Genomic DNA, 17,161 nt, shown 5'->3' on the forward strand with positions numbered 1-17,161 from the left:
CAGCTTCGGTCAATATTGGCATAAATCCGGCGAAGCAGGTTAGACAAAACTAAAATTTGAGACCTATCATGAACTTATTTGTAATACTTATAATTGTATTAGCCGTGATAATCATATTCAGTTATCAGGCAAAAAAGAATAAGAAAAAGAAAGGTGAAGTAGTTGTACGTGAAATTCAAAAACTTTATTGGAAATTAAATGATACCGTAATCCCACTTTATAATTTCAAAAAATGTCCAACATGCGGTTCAAAGGCTATGAATATAAGAAACATATCCCCTACCGGAAAATCCATTGAATATTCATGTGAACACTGCGATGAGGTACTATCATGTACACTTATTTCGGGCAAAAATCCAAGAAAAGCAATGCATATTCAGGAAGAGATTAAGATGAAAATAATTGAATTGCGCGCTTTAATTGGAGATGAAATCCACAACAAAAATATTGACATTACCTTTAAAATTAATTAGTCTGCCCCTGCATTAGCCAGAGCAGCCATTGCACAAGTTTAAGCAGTCATTGCATTGGCCGGAGCAGCCGTTGCAGAAGTCAAAGCTGACATTGTTTCACTCAAAGCTGACATTGTTTCAGGTGAAGCGTTTATTGCGCGGGTAAGAGCAGTCATTGTTTGAGTTGAAGCGATCATTGCGCGGGTTCGAGCGGTCGTTGTTTGCGTTTAAGTGGTCATTGCAAGAGGCAACACAGTCATTGCACCCAAGTCTGAAGACTTCTCTCGCTGGAGCGGTTTTGCAAACTGTCCTAATCAAGATATTTCGAATGCTGGCAAATCCTGACCAGCCGCGGGAGGACTTTCATCAGTATCTTTGAAGTTTTAAGCAGATTCTTTTGTAAGTTTATCAAAACTTTTTGTCATGAGAATTCATTTGCAGCGCGTGGCGGCTATCCACGATCTCAGCGGATTTGGCAGGGCTTCGCTAACGGTCATTATTCCGATCTTATCCTCGATGGGCGTTCAGGTATGTCCGCTCCCCACGGCCGTTTTATCATCCCACAGTGCTTTTCCCGGCTTTCATGCCAAAGATTTAAGCCAGGAACTGCCCCATATCATTGCTCATTGGAAAAAGCTGAATATTCAGTTTGACGCGATTTATTCCGGCTACCTGGGCGCTGTTGACCAAATTGATATGGTGAAAAGTTTCATCCGCGATTTTGCCATGGACGATCAACTGGTTGTTGTGGATCCGGTGCTGGGCGACAATGGAAAACTCTATTCGACATTCAGCCCGGAGATGGTCGTAAAAATGAAGGAACTGGTAGCCTGTGCCGAAGTGATTACCCCGAACCTAACCGAGGCCGCCTTTTTGCTGGACGAGCCTTACGATAAAAACATCGGTTTGGATAAACTGAAAGGCTGGTGTAAACGTTTGGCAGATATGGGACCGAAGCAGGTGATTATTACCAGCGTACCCGATCAGGCACAGGAAAACAACACGTCGGTGATTGCCCTGAATGCTGTTGATAAACGTTTTTGGCGGGTAAGTTGCGATTACCTGCCGGCCAATTATCCGGGTACTGGCGATGCTTTTGCCAGCGTGATGGTCGGTTCGTTGTTGCAGGGAGACAGTTTACCGATTGCACTCGATCGGGCAGTTCAGTTTATTTCGATGGGGGTACGTGCTACCTTTGGCCATGCGCAAAGCCCCGCTGAAGGTATTTTGCTCGAAAAAGTGTTGCCCTCGCTCAATGCACCGGTGCAAATTAGTAGTTATCAGTTAGTGGACTAAATGAGTGTTGAAAAAAATATCGGATTGGTGGCGACAGACCTGGATGGTACGTTGTTACGGAACGACAAGTCGATCAGCCCGGATGACCTGAGAATGCTGGAACTGTTGGGCGAGCGCAATATTTTGCGCGTGGTGGCCACCGGGCGGAACCTCAAAAAAGTTCGGGAAGTTATTCCCGATCATGTACCTTTTGATTACGTGGCCTTTTCGTCGGGGGCCGGAATTTACGACTGCCTGAAGCGGGAGCTTATCTATTACCAGAATATACAGCAGGGTACGGTCAACAGAATCCTGGAATTACTCATTACCAAGGATCTGAACTTTCATTTGTTCCGGCCTGTGCCCAATAATTTCAGGTGCTGGTATCACCGCGGGAAGGAATTTTGTCACGAGTTTGAACGCTATTTCGGTTTTCACAATTCGGTGTCTGAAGCGTTGCCAAACAGCGGGCAAGTGAATTCGGATGCCTGTCAGTTTTTGGTCATGTTTCGCGATGCAGCCCAGTTTCATGATCTCAAAGCCGAACTGGAACACCAGTGTGAAGATATCAAGGTGCTACGGGCCAGCTCACCATTGGATTCCGGTTACGTGTGGATGGAAATTTTTCACCGCACAGTTTCCAAAGGCAATGCCATCCGGTTTTTGTGCGAGCACCGTCAAATATTGCCCGAAACTACGTTCGGTATCGGAAACGATTACAATGACCTGGACTTGCTGGATTTTACGTCCTTTTCTTATTTAACCGACAATGGTCCCGAAGAGCTGAAGGCCAGGTACCGCTATGCCCCGAGCAACGAAGAAAATGCTTTCAGTGTGAGCCTGAAAAATCATTTGTAATTATACATAAACGGAAGATACTCATACCAAAACATAAAAAATCGAACGATGAAACATCTTTTCAATTTTCTATTCCTGCTATTTTTTGTGGCTGGTTTTGCCCAGTCGCCCCTAAATCCGGATGATTTGCTCCCGGTTGACCCCAACGTGAGCAAAGGTGTGCTGGAAAATGGAATGACCTACTACGTCCGTTCAAACAGTACGCCCCAAAACCGGGCCGATTTGTACCTGGTAGTGCGGGCTGGCTCGGTTGATGAAGATGATGACCAGCAGGGACTGGCCCATTTTTGCGAACACATGGCTTTTAACGGAACCGAGAACTTTCCTAAAAATGAATTGGTGAGTTACCTGGAATCTATCGGGATGGAATTTGGGCCCGAAGTGAATGCCTACACCAGTTTTGATGAAACGGTTTACATGATCAAAGTGCCGTTGGACCAGGACGAGTACATCGAAAAAGGGTTGCAGGTGATGTACGATTGGGCATGCCAGGTCACCGACTCGGACGAGGAAATTGAAAAAGAACGCGGCGTCATTCACGAGGAATGGCGCGGCGGGCGTGATGCCAACGAGCGGATGATGCAGGAATGGCTACCGGTGTTTTTGCACAACAGCCGCTATGCTGAGCGTTTGCCCATTGGCAAAATGGAGATCGTGGACAACTGTCCGCCCGAAACGCTGCGTCGCTACCGGAGTGATTGGTACCGTCCCGATTTACAGGCTATTGTTGCTGTTGGAGATTTTGACCAGGAAGAAATGGTCACACGTATCAAAGAGAAATTCTCGACCGTTCCTGCCCCCGAAAACCCACGCGAGAAGCAATATTTCGATATTCCGGGTCATGCGGAAACATTGGTGTCGGTGGTTACCGACAAGGAAGCACAATATCCCATCGCCCAAATTTTTTACAAGCATCCGCTGAAGATCAGCAAAACCCTGGCCGATTACCGCGAGGGCATTAAGCACCGCTTGTTTAACGGAATGATCAGTGGCCGGTTGCAGGAGCTGACACAATCGGCCACCCCGCCATTTATTTACGGCGCTTCGGCGTACGAAGAGTTGTTTGGCCCGGCCAGCGTCTATTATTCGATGGCGGTTTGCCAAAACGGTCAGATTGAAAAAGGGATCAAAGCCGTGCTGGAAGAAAATGAGCGGGTAAAACGTTTTGGTTTCACCGAAACCGAGCTTGAACGCATGAAAAAGGCCATGCTATCTTCCATCGAAAAAGCGTACAATGAACGCGATAAGCAAAAATCGAATGCTTACGCGGAAGAATACAAACGTAATTTTCTGATGACCCGGGAGCCCATCCCGGGCATTGAAAAGGAATATCAGTATTATCAGGAATTTATTCCGGGAATCTCGCTGGAAGAGGTGAATGCCCTGGCCAATGAATGGATCATTGATGAAAGCCGGGTGATTGTTGTTACCGCACCCGAAATCGAAGGAGTGCCTGTGCCTTCGGAAAATGAAGTGTTGGCTGTTTTGGATGAAATGCAGTCCACGGAACTGGAAGCATACGAAGATGTTGTACTGGATCAGCCACTGATTAATGAAGAGATTGCTGCCGGAAAAGTTGTTGGAGAGAAGCAGTTGGATGAAGTTGGCGCCGTGGAATGGACTCTTTCAAACGGGGCAGTTGTGGTGGTAAAACCAACTGATTTTAAGGATGATGAAATCTTGTTCTCGGCTTACAGTTTGGGAGGAAATTCGCTGTATGGTCAGAACATGGATATATCGGCCGATTTGGCTGCCACCATCGTTGCCAACAGTGGCATTGGCGATTTTGATAACATTGCCCTCGAAAAATTGCTGGCGGATAAGGTTTTCTCTGTATCGCCTTACATCAACGACCTCACCGAAGGTTTCAACGGCAGTTCATCCGTAAAAGATTTGGAAACGCTGTTGGAAATGGTGTACCTCTATTTTACTGACTTGCGCGTGGACGAAAAGGCATACTCTTCCTATATGCAGCGGATTGCAGGAGTATTGGAAAATAAGGAAGCCTCGCCCGAAGCCGCTTTCCAGGATACGTTTCAGGTGGTGTCGGTCACTTACCATCCCCGTAAACGACCGATGAACAAAGCCTTGCTGAATGAGGCCAACCTGGGCGATATCAGCCAAATTGCACGTGAACGTTTTTCGAACGCCGCTGATTACAAATTCTTTTTTGTTGGAAATATCGATCCCGTTGCGTTTAAACCGTTGGCCGAAAAATATATCGGCGGAATCCCTGCAACTGAAGAAAACGAAGTGTGGCAGGATTTGCAGATTGGAGCGCCCGAAGGTGTTGTGGAAAAAACCGTCTATCGCGGCCAGGAAGAGAAAAGTATCCATTACACCACTTTTCATGGTGATTTTGATTACCGGAAAGAAAACCTGATTGCGATTGATGCCGTTGGGAAAATTCTATCTACCCGTTTGTTGGAGGTAATTCGCGAGGACAAAAGCAGTGTTTACTACATTGGCGCCAGCCCTTCGGTTGATAAACTACCTGAACCGAGGTATCGGATAACGATTTATTACGGAACCGCCCCCGATAAAGTACAGGAATTGCAGGACGCCGTTTTTGCGGAAATCCGGAAAATTGCCCAGGATGGCCCCACAGATGAAGATTTACAAAAAGCACGGGAAAAGATGCTCCGCGAGCGTGAGGTAAACCTTCGGGAAAACAAATTCTGGTTGGGCGTGCTGAACAACGGCTATTTGTACAAAGACGGCGATTTCAGTGATTTTTCGAATTACAATGCGTTGGTTGGCCAGCTTTCCAGCGAAACGATCCGGGACGCTGTCCGGAAATATTTCGACTTTGAAAACTATTTCAGTGTAACCTTAAAACCGGAACCTTAATAACCGGGAATGATCCAGAAGCTGCCTGCACCCCGGGCAGCTTTTTTTGTGCTCATTAAACCTCCCGGATAAATACAAGTCAAAGCAACCAAAAATGGAAAAGTTATTTTCAAATTTAAATTTACGAATATGAAAAAGTTTTTTTTGATTACTGTTTTGTTTTTGGGAGTTTTTTCGTTGGCACAAGCCCAGCGAGGTACCGGTCAGCGTCCTTCACAAGCTGGCGGCGGCCGTCCGCAGATGGATCCGGCTGAACGTGTGGAACGTCAGACTCAGCGATTGAAGGAAGCGCTAACCTTGACGGATGAGCAAACCGTGAAAGTGAAAGAAATTTACACGAAATACGGTGAAAAACAGCGTGAAGCTTTCCAAAAAGCACGTGAGTCCGGCCAGGAAATGGACCGCGAAAAAATGAGAGAGCAAATGCAGGCCAACATGGTCCAGCAGGACAATGAAGTGAAGGCTTTGCTGACGGCCGAGCAAAAAACAAAATTTGAAGCTGTCATCAAAGAACGGCAGGAACGTATGCGCAACTGGCAACAAGGTGGTGGTCCCGGCGGAAACTAAAAACAGCGAATGATATTTTTTTCAGGAACCGTTTCAGCAATGAAGCGGTTTTTATGTTTTCCTATGCCAATCCGCTGTCCAACTGCCGGGCGAGTGTACGGGCATCATCCAGTTGTTCGTATTTTCCCAAGTCCATCCAGATCGAATCCGCATCGGTAAAGGCCATAATCTGTTCAGTTGCTGCCAGGCGAAGGTATAAATCGATGATGGAAAACTTGCCGGTTTCGGTAATCAGGTCCAACAAATGGGGCTGAATGAGTTGCATTCCGCTAAATGCCAGTGGGGTAGAGGTATCTATTTGATGCGGGCGGCAGATTTTCAGTTCGCCTGTAATTTCATTTTTCCATCCAGTGAGCTGGTTTTCCTGGTCGAAAAGCAGGTAACGCGAGGTTTTCCGGTTGCGCACCACCAAGCTGGCCAACGCACCGCTTTGTTTGTGAGATTCGAGAAGCCGGTTTAAATCGAGATTGGTGAGGATGTCCACATTCATTAGCAGGATGGGGTCGTCGCCAGCCAGAAAATCTCTGGCTTTCAGGATTGCTCCACCTGTATCCAGCAGTTCTTCGCTTTCGTCGGACAGATGCAGATGAATACCAGTGTTTTCGTGATGACGCAGGAATTCGGTCACCATCCAGGCAAAGTGATGGACATTCACCGTAATATCCGTGATCCCGTATGCTTTCAAATAGCGGATCGATCTTTCCAGCAGGGTATGCCCTTCAAGCTCCACCAAAGCTTTTGGACGGTCGAGGGTCAGTGGTTTTAGCCGCGTGCCAAGGCCGGCTGCAAAGATCATCGCTTTCATTGCTACTTATTTTTGAAATCAAATTGAACAGGCAAATCTTATTGCGTTCGTTTCAAAACCGGGATTGCTACTTCAATTCCTTTTGGAGTGCAACCATTTTGATGGCAGTTACAGCTGCTTCGTCACCTTTGTTGCCCAGTTTCCCGCCGGCCCGGTCCATTGCTTGTTGTTCATTGTCGGTGGTCAATACGCCAAAAATAAAAGGCTTGTTGTATTTCAGGTTCAGGTCGGTGGCGCCTTGCGTCACCCCGGCGCAGATGAAATCGAAATGGCGTGTTTCGCCTTGGATGACACAGCCGATCAGAATGATCGCGTCAACCTGGGAGTACTCGGCCAGGTATTGTCCGCCCAGCGGCAGCTCAAAAGTGCCGGGAACGTGTTTTACGATGATGTCTTCTTCGTCCACACCATGCTTCGTTAGGGTGTCAACTGCACCCTGTGCCAAGGCTCCGGTAATTTCGTAGTTCCATTCAGCCACAACAATGCCGAATTTCATTCCGTTTGCTGCCGGCACTGATTCCAGGTTGTAAACCGATAAATTTTTAGTTGCCATATTTTTGTTGTTTTTGCAAAAATAAAAAATCCCCTGCAACGAGGGGATTTTTCAGTATATTTTGGATTGGATTATTTATTGAGATGAAGTTCTGTGCGGGCAATGTACTTGTCCACCGAGCGAGCCTCGGTTGAGGCTGGGTAGGTCGTTTTAATTTCGTTGTACAATTGTAGCGCGTCGGCATATTTGCTGGTTGCTTCGAGCAAGTTTCCGGCTTTCATGAGATAAACCGGTGTGGTAAACTCGTTTTTGTACGAATAGGCTTTTTTATAGGCGCTAAGGGCTTTGTCGGTTTCATTTAATTCGGCATAAGCATCGCCTTTTGCGCCTGCTGCTACAGGGGCCAGCAACAAGTCGTCGCTTTCAAAAGCATCCAGGTAATTAATAGCCTCTTCGTATTGGCCTAAACGCAGGTAACAAATGCCGCTGTAATAGCCAGCCAGGTCGGCAGCTTTGGTAACGCCGTAATCGTCAATGATATCCAAAAATCCTAAATAGTTGCCATCGCCGTTGAGGGCTAGGTTGAACGAATCTTTTTCGAAATATTGTTCGGCCATGAACATTTGCTCCTGTGCAGCTTTTTCTTTAGGAAGCACATATAATTTGGTGAAACCAAGATATGCGGCAACAATCACAACAGCAGCCCCGACAACAATCGACAGGATCTTCTGGTTTTGCTCGATAAACTGTTCACTTTTTGTCAATGCATTTTCAACTTCCGACAAATTGTCTTCTTTCTTTAGGTCTTTATTCTTTGCCATTTTAAATAAGGTTATCCAAATTTGTGACGCAAAAATATGGTTTTTTATAAAACAAAAAATACTAAGCCCTTATAAAATTTAATATTAATCAACACATTGCTGTTATTAAAATGATGAGGCGCTCAATGTTTGACGGTTCATTTTTTATTTTATTAGCTTTGCCTTGGAAATACCGAAATTCATGCATCTCGAAAGTTTATCCTTGCTCAATTTTAAAAATCTGGAAGAAGTTGACTTACAGTTTTCACCGGATCTGAATTGTTTTATCGGCAACAATGGCGCCGGTAAAACCAATCTGATGGACGCCATTTATTACCTTTCGTTTTGCAAGAGCTTTTTAAACCCGGTGGACGGATTGAACGTCCGTCACGAAGAGGAGTTTTTTGTGATTCAGGGCAAATACCAGCGACTGGGCCAGGACGAATCTATCTACTGTGGATTAAAACGAGGCCAAAAAAAGCATTTCAAACGAAATAAAAAGGAATATCAGAAATTGGCCGAGCACATCGGTTTGTTGCCGCTGATTATTATTACTCCATCCGATATTGACTTGATCATGGGGGGGAGTGAGGAGCGCAGGCGCTTTTTGGATGGGCTGATTTCGCAATATGACCAGATTTACCTGGACCACCTGCTCCGATACAACCGGGCGCTGTTGCAACGTAACAAGTTGTTGAAGCAATTTGCCAGCGAACGTTCGTACAACGAGGACAGCCTGGACGTTTGGGACGAACAACTGGTGCACTATGGCAACCTGATCCACCTAAAACGGGTGGAGTACATTGACCGTTTGCAGCCGGTTTTTCAACAGTATTACGAGTTGATTTCGTGCGGAAACGAAAGAATCGGGATGGAGCACCAGTCGCAACTTTATGAAACCGATTTTGCCCTTCTTTTGAGAGAAAATCGTCACAAAGACCGGGTAGTGCAATATACCACCGTCGGCATTCATAAAGATGACATCCTGTTCAACCTGGGCGATTACCCTATAAAAAAACTGGGCTCACAAGGTCAGAAAAAAACGTACCTGGTGGCGCTTAAGTTGGCTCAGTTCGATTTCATCAAAGCAATGTCGGGGATGACTCCAATTTTATTGCTGGATGATATTTTTGACAAGCTGGACAAAAGCCGCGTGGAACAGATTGTGAAACTGGTTGCTGATGACCATTTTGGGCAAATATTTATTACCGATACCAACCGCGAACACCTGGACCAGATTATCCGGCAGGTGGCGGCCGATTCAAAAATATTCCGGGTTAGCCAGGGAACAGTCAGGGAGCAGAACCATGAGGAAAAGTAATACCGAAAAACTGGGGCAGGTCCTCCGGCAATATATCGAAGAAAACAAGCTTCAACATAAATTGTCGGAGGTGGATATCATTGCCTCTTGGGAAGAGCTGATGGGCAAAACCGTTGCCAGCTATACCGAAGATCTGAAAATCAGCAACGGGACGCTTTTTGTAAAAACCAGTTCGCCGATGCTTCGGAACGAACTGATGATGATGAAGGAAGAAATACGAAAACGTCTGAATGAAAAAGCAGGGATGGAATTAATTCGTCAGATCATTTTTCGCTGATTAAAAACGCTCAACGCGTGAGAAAAAGAAATCACATTCGTGGATAGCATTTTCGTCACTGTCCGAACCATGAATGGCATTGTGCGTTTTCGACTCGGCAAATAACCTGCGAATGGTACCTTCTTCGGCTTCCAGCGGGTCGGTGGCCCCAATCAACTTACGAAAGTTATTCACGGCATTTTCTTTTTCAAGAATGGCAGCCACAATGGGCGACGAACTCATAAAATCAGTTAGGTCTTCAAAAAAGGGCTTGCCTTCGTGAACGGCATAAAACTCACAAGCCTGTTCTTTTTTTAACTTCGTATATTTTAATGCTTTAATGACAAAGCCGGCTTCGTTGATTTTTGCCAGAATGGGCCCGATAAGGTTTCGTTCAACAGCACCGGGTTTAATGATTGCGAGTGTTTTGTTTCCAGCCATAAATTTTAAGTTGTTTGTTGTTAGTCAGTATGACGACGAATTTAAAAAATTAATCCTTGAAAACTGATTTGGGGAGGCAATATTTTTATATTTGTAACTCCTTTAAAATAGAAGTGTTTTGAAACCATTTGATATAGAAATAATTAAGTCTTTTAGTGAGAAGTTGGGACTAGTTCAGTCCCCGATCGTGATTATGCCCCATGTCAATCCGGATGGCGATGCAGTAGGCTCGGCCCTGGGTTTTGCGAATGTGTTGAAAAATGCAGGTAAACAAGTAGTTGTAATTTCACCCAACCTGTACCCCGATTTTTACAAATGGATGGCCGGAAGCGCCGAAGTGGTCATTTTTAATGCCGAGCGCGAAAAGTCGGCCAAAATAATGAAAGAAGCCGGGATGCTGATTTGTCTCGATTTTAACCACCTGTCGCGTACGGGTGAGATGATCGAACTGGTGGAGTCATTTGAAGGGCCTAGCATACTAATCGATCATCATCCGTACCCACAGAATTTTACCGATCTGATTATCTCTCACCCGGAATATTCTTCTACTGCCGAATTGGTTTTTCATGTGGTGAAAGCATTGGGCATGGAGCCATTTGTGGACAAATGGGCAGCTGAATGTTTGTTTTGCGGCATTATGACCGATACGGGTTCGTTTGATTACAATGTTTCCGACCCGCAAACTTTTAAAACGGTGAGCGAGTTGCTTACCTATAACATTAATCCGGAAGAAATTCACGGGCGGGTGTTCGATAATTATTCGGTTGACCGGATGCGATTGCTGGGTTATTGTTTGAGCGAGTGTATGGAAGTGTATCCGGAATACCATGCAGCCATGATTTTCCTGACTAAAGAAGTGCAAAAGCGATACAATTTCGCGCCTGGCGACAGCGAGGGATTCGTTAACTATCCGCTTTCCATCAAAGGGGTACATTTTAGCACCTTGTTTACTGAGAAAGACGACCAGGTAAAAGCTTCTTTCCGCTCGAAAGGCGATTTCCCGGTCAATGAATTTGCTTCCAGCCACTTTAACGGCGGAGGGCATCGCAATGCCTCGGGAGGAGAGGTAACAACCAACCTACAGGATACCCTGACCAAATACCGGTCGCTACTGCCCGAATATGCAGAACTGCTAACTAAAACTAAATGCTGAACAATGAATAAGATGTCTAAATTAATCAACTTGATAATTCTTGCCGGGCTGATGTTTGGTGCTGTTTCCTGTTTCAAAGAAGCAGATGAACCTGAAGTCATCAACTATACACCCGAACGCGAAGCCGGGATTATCTCTGATTTTATTGCCCTGGCTGAATCGGAAGGAATCCAGATGGACACCACCGATATGGGAGTATTTTATGTCATTTTCAGTGAAGAGGAACAGGATGGCGCCCTGGTACAGGATGGTGACTCCCTTGGCATTATCTACAGAGGGTATTTCCCCGACAATGGCCTCGTGTTCGATCAATCCTCCTATTGGTATGAAGAGGGCATCTGGAAATTTACCTTTCCCACCCCGGGCTTAATCCCCGGATTTAATGATGCCATTGCTCATTTAAAAGAAGGGGACGAAGGACTTTTTCTGATTCCTTCACACCTGGCTTACGGTGTAAACGGTTCGGGAAGCATTCCTCCCTATTCGCCCTTGGTTTTTGAAATTGAGCTGAAATCTATTTATGAAGAATAAAGGAACTGTTCTTTCAGATAACGAGCTAAGCTTACAAGACACATTTTAATTAGAAGGCCTGCAGAAATGCAGGTTTTGTTTTTATGAATCGACAGCGTACAGAACTTTTAAAAAAGATGTTGCCGGGTTTTATCCCGCTGTTTGTTTTCATCTTGGTTGATGAAATCTGCGGAACCCGTGCCGGATTGATCGCTGCACTGATAATCGGCCTGGTCGAGCTCAGTTGGATCGGCTTTCGCGAGAAGCGATTCGATCGTTTTGTGGTGTTTGATACCTTGTTGCTGCTTGCTCTTGGCGGAGTTTCGATTGTACTGGACAATGACATCTTCTTTAAACTGAAACCGGGTTTGGTGGAACTGATCCTTTGTGCGGTGCTTGCTTTTTCTGCCTTCTCAAAAGTAAATCTGATTGCTCTGATGAGCAAGCGCTACCTGAAAGATATGGAGCTTTCGGGTGAGCAGATGAAAAAAATGAGGCAAAGCATGAAATTGATGTTTTATGTGTTTTTTGCCCACACGCTGCTTTCTTTTTATGCGGCATTTCAGCTGTCCGATGCTGCTTGGGCATTTATCAGCGGTGGCTTGTTCTATATGTTGTTTGGCTTGGTGTTTTTGGTTGAATTCGGGAAACAAAAGCTTGCCAATAAAAAATTGAAGTCCGAGGAGCAGCTTCCTTTGGTGAACGAGGATGGGCAAGTAATTGGCAAAGCGCCGCGATCGGTGTGCCACAACGGGCAAAAACTGCTTCACCCGGTGGTTCATCTGCATGTGCTGAACCGTCAGCAGGCTATTTATCTGCAAAAGCGGCCAATGAATAAATTGGTGCAACCCGGCAAATGGGACACAGCTGTTGGCGGGCATATTTCTTTTGGCGAAGATTTGCAAACCTCGTTACAGCGCGAAGCCTGGGAAGAAATCGGGCTGAGAAACTTCTCGGCCAACCTGGTGAAAAAATATGTATGGGAAAGTGATCTTGAGCGGGAATTGGTGTACGTTTTTGTAACACACGACTTTCAATCCATCCAACTGCACTCAGATGAAGTGGAAGAAGGCCGTTTTTGGACCCGTCAGCAAATTAAGAAAAACCTGGGGCAAGGTGTTTTTACTCCCAACTTTGAACACGAATACCGGATGCTTTTTCGTTAGGTCGGTATTTTGTTTAATCCGCACTGCCCACTGCGACTGAAAACTATTTCATCTTCCCAATACAAAAATGGCAGGCCTTTTTTGAATGTCCGGCTTCTGCTTTTTCCATTCTGCGATTGATTTTGTTTTTATGAACTCGGTGTCAAGTGTAATGTCGCAGGCGATACAGAGTTTGGTGTGCGGTTGGCAATTAGCGAGCAAATCGTCTAGCAGCTGAAGGTTTCGATAGGGGGCTTCGATAAACAGCTGGCTTTGGTTTTCGGTATAAATCCGTTTTTCGAGCAAACCGATTTGTTTGGCTTTTTCGTCTTTCTTGATGGGCAGGTAGCCGTTGAAGGCAAAATTCTGGCCGTTCATGCCCGAAGCCATCATGGCCAGCAAGATCGATGAGGGGCCAACTAACGGAATCACACGGATGCCTTTTTCGTGGGCAATTCGCACAACTTCGGCGCCTGGGTCGGCCACGCCCGGGCAACCGGCTTCCGACATTACCCCCACATGCAACCCGGTCTTGATCGGGTCCAGGTAAGCATGAAGCTGATTTTTGTCGGTGTGCTTGTTCAACTCATAAAAATGAAGCGAGTCGATATCAATTGCCTGATCCATTTTTTTTAAAAAACGCCTTGCTGTGCGAATACTCTCAACCACAAAATGAGATATGGAATGAATGATTTCCCGGTGATGATCCGGGATGACGGTATTGAGCTCGCTTTCGCCGAGTGTGAGCGGAATGAGGTAGAGATTGGCCATGAGTCAAATTTTCTTCAAAAATAATTAATTTAAGCCGACGTGCTTAAAAAATCGATTTTTTGTAGTTTTGCCAACCACATGACTGATCCGTTGCATATAAAGGTAGAATTTCTCGGAACCGGTACTTCACAAGGAGTTCCGGTGGTAGCATGCAGTTGCCCGGTTTGCATGTCGGACGATGAACGTGACAAACGCTTGAGGGCTTCGCTGTTGATTGAGGTGAATGGTTTGAAACTGGTCATCGATGCCGGTCCCGATTTTCGGCAGCAAATGTTACGGATTGGTTTGCACCAGTTGGATGCTATTTTGCTTACCCACGAACATACCGATCATATTTTTGGTTTGGACGATATCCGCGCCTTTAATTGGGTGCAAGGCCATCCAACTGATATTTATGCCGAAGCGCGGGTGCAGGAAGCCATCAAGCGCGTGTTCAACTATGTGTTTGCCAAGTATCGCTATCCGGGCATCCCGCAAATGAACCTTCATTTGATTGAAAATAAGTCTTTCCGTGTGAAGTCGCTCGACGTGTTGCCCATACGCGGTTATCATTACAAGTTGCCGGTTTTTGGTTTTCGGATCGGCAAGTTTGCCTACCTGACGGATATGAATTCGCTGGAACCAGCAGAGAAAGAAAAACTTCTGGGGTTGGATGTGTTGGTAGTGAACGCGTTGCGGGTTGAAAAGCATGTTTCGCATTTCAATCTGGAAGAAGCTCTTCAGCTAATTAGCGAAGTAAAACCCAAAAGTGCCTATCTAACACATATTTCACACCAGCTGGGCCGTCATGAAGATATTCAACAACAGCTTCCTGAAAATGTCTTTATGGCATACGATGGGCTTTGTCTTTCTCTTTGATGCTCTCTCTCCAAAGTGGCAACATGCCGGCCAACCCGCTGAGCAGGTAGCCCAGGCCTGCAACCAGCAGTGCAACCCGCAAACTGAAACGGTCGGTAAAATAACCCAGCAATGGCCCGATGATGGCGAAATTGATGCGGATGACAAAATTCCGCAGCGATAAAATAGTAGCCCGCACATCAGACTGGGTATAGCGATTGATGTAATCTTTTAGGATGGGGTGGGCAATTCCACGTAATGTATAGAAGAAGAACAACATACCGATCCCGGCCAGGCTCACTTCCCAGGCAGCCAGGAAATACCCCAGGCTTAAGCCAATGATGATGACCAGCAGCGAATTTCGCTGTCCCAACAACCGTTCGGCTTTGTACGAAAACATGGACGAAACTCCCACCGAAAGGTTCAACAAGGTCCACATCACCCCAAAAAGCGAAATTGGCAGGCCGGCTTCCTGAAAATAGGGCTGGACAAACCAGGCAAAAGTGAGTGAAGCGGTGCCGGTAAATGACGAAACCATTAGGGCTGACCGAAGTTGTCGGTGACAAAATGTTTGTTTTACGGTACGTAAAATACTGCTGAATTTCTTTTTTGTATTTACGGCATGTGTTTTAGGTTCTCTCAGGAATAGGGCAGCCGGAATGGCTACTGCCGCTACACCAAACTGAACGTAAAATGGCAGGCGCAGACTGAGTGTAGCCAGCAGTCCGCCGCAAACGCCTGCAATTGCTTCGGCAAAATTACCTGCCGAGGTAATCCAGCCTTCCTGTTTGATGTATTCCTGATTTCGGTTCGATGATTTCAGTGTATCGTAGAGCATAGCGGAATCGGCCCCTGAGACAAAACTATGGCCAATTCCCAATATGATTTCAGCAATGGCAAACGCCAAAAAACCGAAAGAAAAACTGTACAACGCAAATCCGGATGCCCCCAAAATGCCACCAAGCAGGAGGGTTTTCTTCCGGCCCCATACATCGGCGAGGTAGCCCGACGGAATTTCCATCACCACAATGGCCACCGAATAAATCGACTTCAACCAGAAAATGTCCTGCATGCTTAATCCGTTATCCTGGTAAAACAAGACAATGACCGGCATAATCAAATTAAACCACTTTGAAAATTTAATCAGGTACAGGTTGATAATATTGACACGGATATTTGCACTCATCGTGCTGTAAAAATAGAAAAATCAGCTTCCAAATTTGGATCAAATCGAATCATTCCAAAGTTGATAATTGGGAATTTCATAAGCTTCAATTCTTTCATATTTTTAAAATATTAACTTGTTTTTTAACATTCTGAAAGATTCTTCCTATTTTAGCGCAACTAAATTATTAATTGTAGATGAACGTGCCGTTTCGGCAAAAATTTCTGATCGTTATGAAATTATATTTCCCCGAAGACTATAAGTCATACCTGGACTTAAAGCAGACTGAGAAGGCTATCAAACTGATTAAGGATTTTTTTCAGCAGGACTTGTCTTCCGAATTGAAACTGAGCCGTGTTACAGCTCCTTTGTTTGTGATGCGCGGAACCGGGATCAACGATGACCTGAACGGTACGGAACGTCCGGTGGCTTTTCCGGTGAAAGAACTGAATGACCATGTGGCAGAGGTTGTCCATTCGCTGGCCAAGTGGAAGCGGATGGCCTTGGCTGATTTGGAATTTGGCCCTGGCTATGGATTATATACCGATATGAATGCCATTCGCCCTGATGAGGAGCTGGACAATATCCATTCGCTTTATGTGGATCAGTGGGACTGGGAACGTGTGATTACCAGCGAAGAACGTAACCTGGATTTCCTGAAAAAGGTAGTGCGTAAAATTTATACGGTTCTGCTGCGTACCGAATTTTTTGTGTACGAACATTATCCGCAAATTAAGCCAATTTTGCCCGAAGAAATCACGTTTATTCATGCCGAAGAACTGGCCGAAAAATATCCGGACCTAAGTCCGAAGGATCGGGAGAACTTGGTGGCAAAAAAACATGGAGCAGTTTTTATCATTGGAATTGGCGGCGTAATGCCTAATGGCGAAAAACATGATGGCCGTGCTCCCGACTACGATGACTGGACTACCGAAACAGGCAATGGATGCAAAGGCTTGAACGGCGATATCATTATTTGGAACCCTGTATTGGAAAGTGCTTTTGAAATTTCATCCATGGGAATTCGTGTTGACAGCGAGGCTTTATTGCGTCAGCTGGAGATTACTCATAATGAAGACCGCAAGGAATTGCTTTGGCACAAACGCTTGTTGAATGGTGAGTTCCCCTTGTCAATTGGAGGTGGGATCGGCCAGTCGAGGTTGTGTATGTACTTCCTGCGCAAGGCCCACATCGGCGAAATTCAGTCGAGCCTGTGGCCCGATGAAATGTATGAACAATGCAGGGCCAATAATATTCACTTGGTTTAGCAGCTTATAAAAAATAACAGGTCGGTTGGCAGCTTTTGATATTTTTATATCTTTGCAACCGCTTTAAGGATGCCTCGGTAGCTCAGTTGGATAGAGCAACTGCCTTCTAAGCAGTAGGTCATGGGTTCGAATCCCGTCCGGGGTACTTTGGGAAGATTCTAATTATGAAAATTTTAAGGAGATTAGCGAGTTGG

Annotated in this window: 18 protein-coding genes and 1 tRNA gene; 13 read left to right on the forward strand and 6 right to left on the reverse strand. The window is 45.6% G+C overall.

Annotated features, from left to right (window positions below):
* The first annotated feature begins 68 nt into the window (after positions 1–68).
* The 5 genes from N2K84_RS15490 to N2K84_RS15510 all read left to right on the forward strand — a co-directional run bounded on the left by N2K84_RS15490 (position 69) and on the right by N2K84_RS15510 (position 6,002).
* Positions 69–473 carry a hypothetical protein gene (locus tag N2K84_RS15490; RefSeq protein ID WP_282592737.1) on the forward strand — a complete coding sequence of 135 codons (405 nt, stop codon included), beginning with the start codon at positions 69–71 and terminating at the stop codon, positions 471–473.
* A gap of 402 nt (positions 474–875) precedes the next feature.
* Positions 876–1,748: a pyridoxamine kinase gene (locus N2K84_RS15495; RefSeq protein WP_282592738.1), complete on the forward strand. Its 873-nt coding sequence runs from the start codon at positions 876–878 to the stop codon at positions 1,746–1,748.
* A complete protein-coding gene (locus N2K84_RS15500) occupies positions 1,749–2,585 on the forward strand; it encodes an HAD family hydrolase (protein WP_282592739.1) in 837 nt (278 codons plus the stop codon).
* Positions 2,586–2,633: 48 nt separating this feature from the next.
* The gene (locus N2K84_RS15505; protein WP_282592740.1) at positions 2,634–5,435 is read left to right on the forward strand and encodes a M16 family metallopeptidase; all 2,802 of its coding nucleotides are present in this window, start codon (positions 2,634–2,636) and stop codon (positions 5,433–5,435) included.
* A gap of 129 nt (positions 5,436–5,564) precedes the next feature.
* Positions 5,565–6,002, forward strand: coding sequence for a Spy/CpxP family protein refolding chaperone (locus N2K84_RS15510; protein ID WP_282592741.1), 438 nt, complete (start codon positions 5,565–5,567; stop codon positions 6,000–6,002).
* A gap of 61 nt (positions 6,003–6,063) precedes the next feature.
* Here the strand turns inward: N2K84_RS15510 and N2K84_RS15515 are convergent, their stop codons facing one another.
* The 3 genes from N2K84_RS15515 to N2K84_RS15525 all read right to left on the reverse strand — a co-directional run bounded on the left by N2K84_RS15515 (position 6,064) and on the right by N2K84_RS15525 (position 8,121).
* Complete coding sequence (locus tag N2K84_RS15515; RefSeq protein ID WP_282592742.1) at positions 6,064–6,807, reverse strand: nucleotidyltransferase family protein; 744 nt, start codon at positions 6,805–6,807, stop codon at positions 6,064–6,066.
* A gap of 67 nt (positions 6,808–6,874) precedes the next feature.
* The gene (gene ribH, locus N2K84_RS15520; protein WP_282592743.1) at positions 6,875–7,360 is read right to left on the reverse strand and encodes a 6,7-dimethyl-8-ribityllumazine synthase; all 486 of its coding nucleotides are present in this window, start codon (positions 7,358–7,360) and stop codon (positions 6,875–6,877) included.
* A gap of 71 nt (positions 7,361–7,431) precedes the next feature.
* Complete coding sequence (locus tag N2K84_RS15525) at positions 7,432–8,121, reverse strand: tetratricopeptide repeat protein (protein WP_282592744.1); 690 nt, start codon at positions 8,119–8,121, stop codon at positions 7,432–7,434.
* A 181-nt stretch (positions 8,122–8,302) separates the two neighbouring features.
* On the opposite strand from N2K84_RS15525, the gene recF reads away from it, so the two are divergent.
* Together recF and N2K84_RS15535 are read left to right on the forward strand one after the other, a co-directional pair.
* Positions 8,303–9,421, forward strand: coding sequence for a DNA replication/repair protein RecF (gene recF, locus N2K84_RS15530; RefSeq protein WP_282592745.1), 1,119 nt, complete (start codon positions 8,303–8,305; stop codon positions 9,419–9,421).
* Positions 9,408–9,698 carry a DciA family protein gene (locus tag N2K84_RS15535; protein WP_282592746.1) on the forward strand — a complete coding sequence of 97 codons (291 nt, stop codon included), beginning with the start codon at positions 9,408–9,410 and terminating at the stop codon, positions 9,696–9,698. The genes recF and N2K84_RS15535 overlap by 14 nt, the downstream gene beginning before the upstream one ends.
* Here N2K84_RS15535 and ndk read toward each other — a convergent pair whose 3' ends face one another.
* On the reverse strand, positions 9,699–10,118 hold the full coding sequence (gene ndk, locus N2K84_RS15540) for a nucleoside-diphosphate kinase (protein WP_282592747.1): 420 nt from the start codon (positions 10,116–10,118) through the stop codon (positions 9,699–9,701).
* A gap of 118 nt (positions 10,119–10,236) precedes the next feature.
* Between ndk and N2K84_RS15545 the strand changes: the two genes are divergently transcribed.
* The 3 genes from N2K84_RS15545 to N2K84_RS15555 all read left to right on the forward strand — a co-directional run bounded on the left by N2K84_RS15545 (position 10,237) and on the right by N2K84_RS15555 (position 12,947).
* The gene (locus N2K84_RS15545; RefSeq protein ID WP_282592748.1) at positions 10,237–11,271 is read left to right on the forward strand and encodes a DHH family phosphoesterase; all 1,035 of its coding nucleotides are present in this window, start codon (positions 10,237–10,239) and stop codon (positions 11,269–11,271) included.
* A 12-nt stretch (positions 11,272–11,283) separates the two neighbouring features.
* The gene (locus N2K84_RS15550) at positions 11,284–11,802 is read left to right on the forward strand and encodes an FKBP-type peptidyl-prolyl cis-trans isomerase (RefSeq protein WP_282592749.1); all 519 of its coding nucleotides are present in this window, start codon (positions 11,284–11,286) and stop codon (positions 11,800–11,802) included.
* 116 nt (positions 11,803–11,918) lie between these two features.
* Positions 11,919–12,947: an NUDIX domain-containing protein gene (locus N2K84_RS15555; RefSeq protein WP_282592750.1), complete on the forward strand. Its 1,029-nt coding sequence runs from the start codon at positions 11,919–11,921 to the stop codon at positions 12,945–12,947.
* Between the two features lie 48 nt (positions 12,948–12,995).
* Here the strand turns inward: N2K84_RS15555 and N2K84_RS15560 are convergent, their stop codons facing one another.
* Positions 12,996–13,697 (reverse strand): SAM-dependent methyltransferase, encoded by a 702-nt coding sequence (locus tag N2K84_RS15560; protein ID WP_282592751.1) that lies wholly within the window; start codon positions 13,695–13,697, stop codon positions 12,996–12,998.
* Positions 13,698–13,736: 39 nt separating this feature from the next.
* Here N2K84_RS15560 and N2K84_RS15565 point away from each other — a divergent pair, with 39 nt between their 5' ends.
* The gene (locus N2K84_RS15565; RefSeq protein ID WP_282592752.1) at positions 13,737–14,555 is read left to right on the forward strand and encodes an MBL fold metallo-hydrolase; all 819 of its coding nucleotides are present in this window, start codon (positions 13,737–13,739) and stop codon (positions 14,553–14,555) included.
* Here the strand turns inward: N2K84_RS15565 and N2K84_RS15570 are convergent.
* A complete protein-coding gene (locus tag N2K84_RS15570) occupies positions 14,521–15,720 on the reverse strand; it encodes an MFS transporter (RefSeq protein ID WP_282592753.1) in 1,200 nt (399 codons plus the stop codon). The two genes, N2K84_RS15565 and N2K84_RS15570, sit on opposite strands and share 35 nt — an antisense overlap.
* A 212-nt stretch (positions 15,721–15,932) precedes the next feature.
* Here N2K84_RS15570 and asnA point away from each other — a divergent pair, with 212 nt between their 5' ends.
* Positions 15,933–16,967 (forward strand): aspartate--ammonia ligase, encoded by a 1,035-nt coding sequence (gene asnA / locus N2K84_RS15575; protein ID WP_282592754.1) that lies wholly within the window; start codon positions 15,933–15,935, stop codon positions 16,965–16,967.
* A 71-nt stretch (positions 16,968–17,038) separates the two neighbouring features.
* Positions 17,039–17,112: transfer RNA gene (locus tag N2K84_RS15580), tRNA-Arg, on the forward strand.
* Positions 17,113–17,161 lie beyond the last annotated feature (49 nt).

It is taken from the genome of Gaoshiqia sediminis (assembly GCF_025907915.1).
In the GTDB taxonomy this organism is placed as follows: Bacteria; Bacteroidota; Bacteroidia; order Bacteroidales; family Prolixibacteraceae; genus Gaoshiqia; species Gaoshiqia sediminis.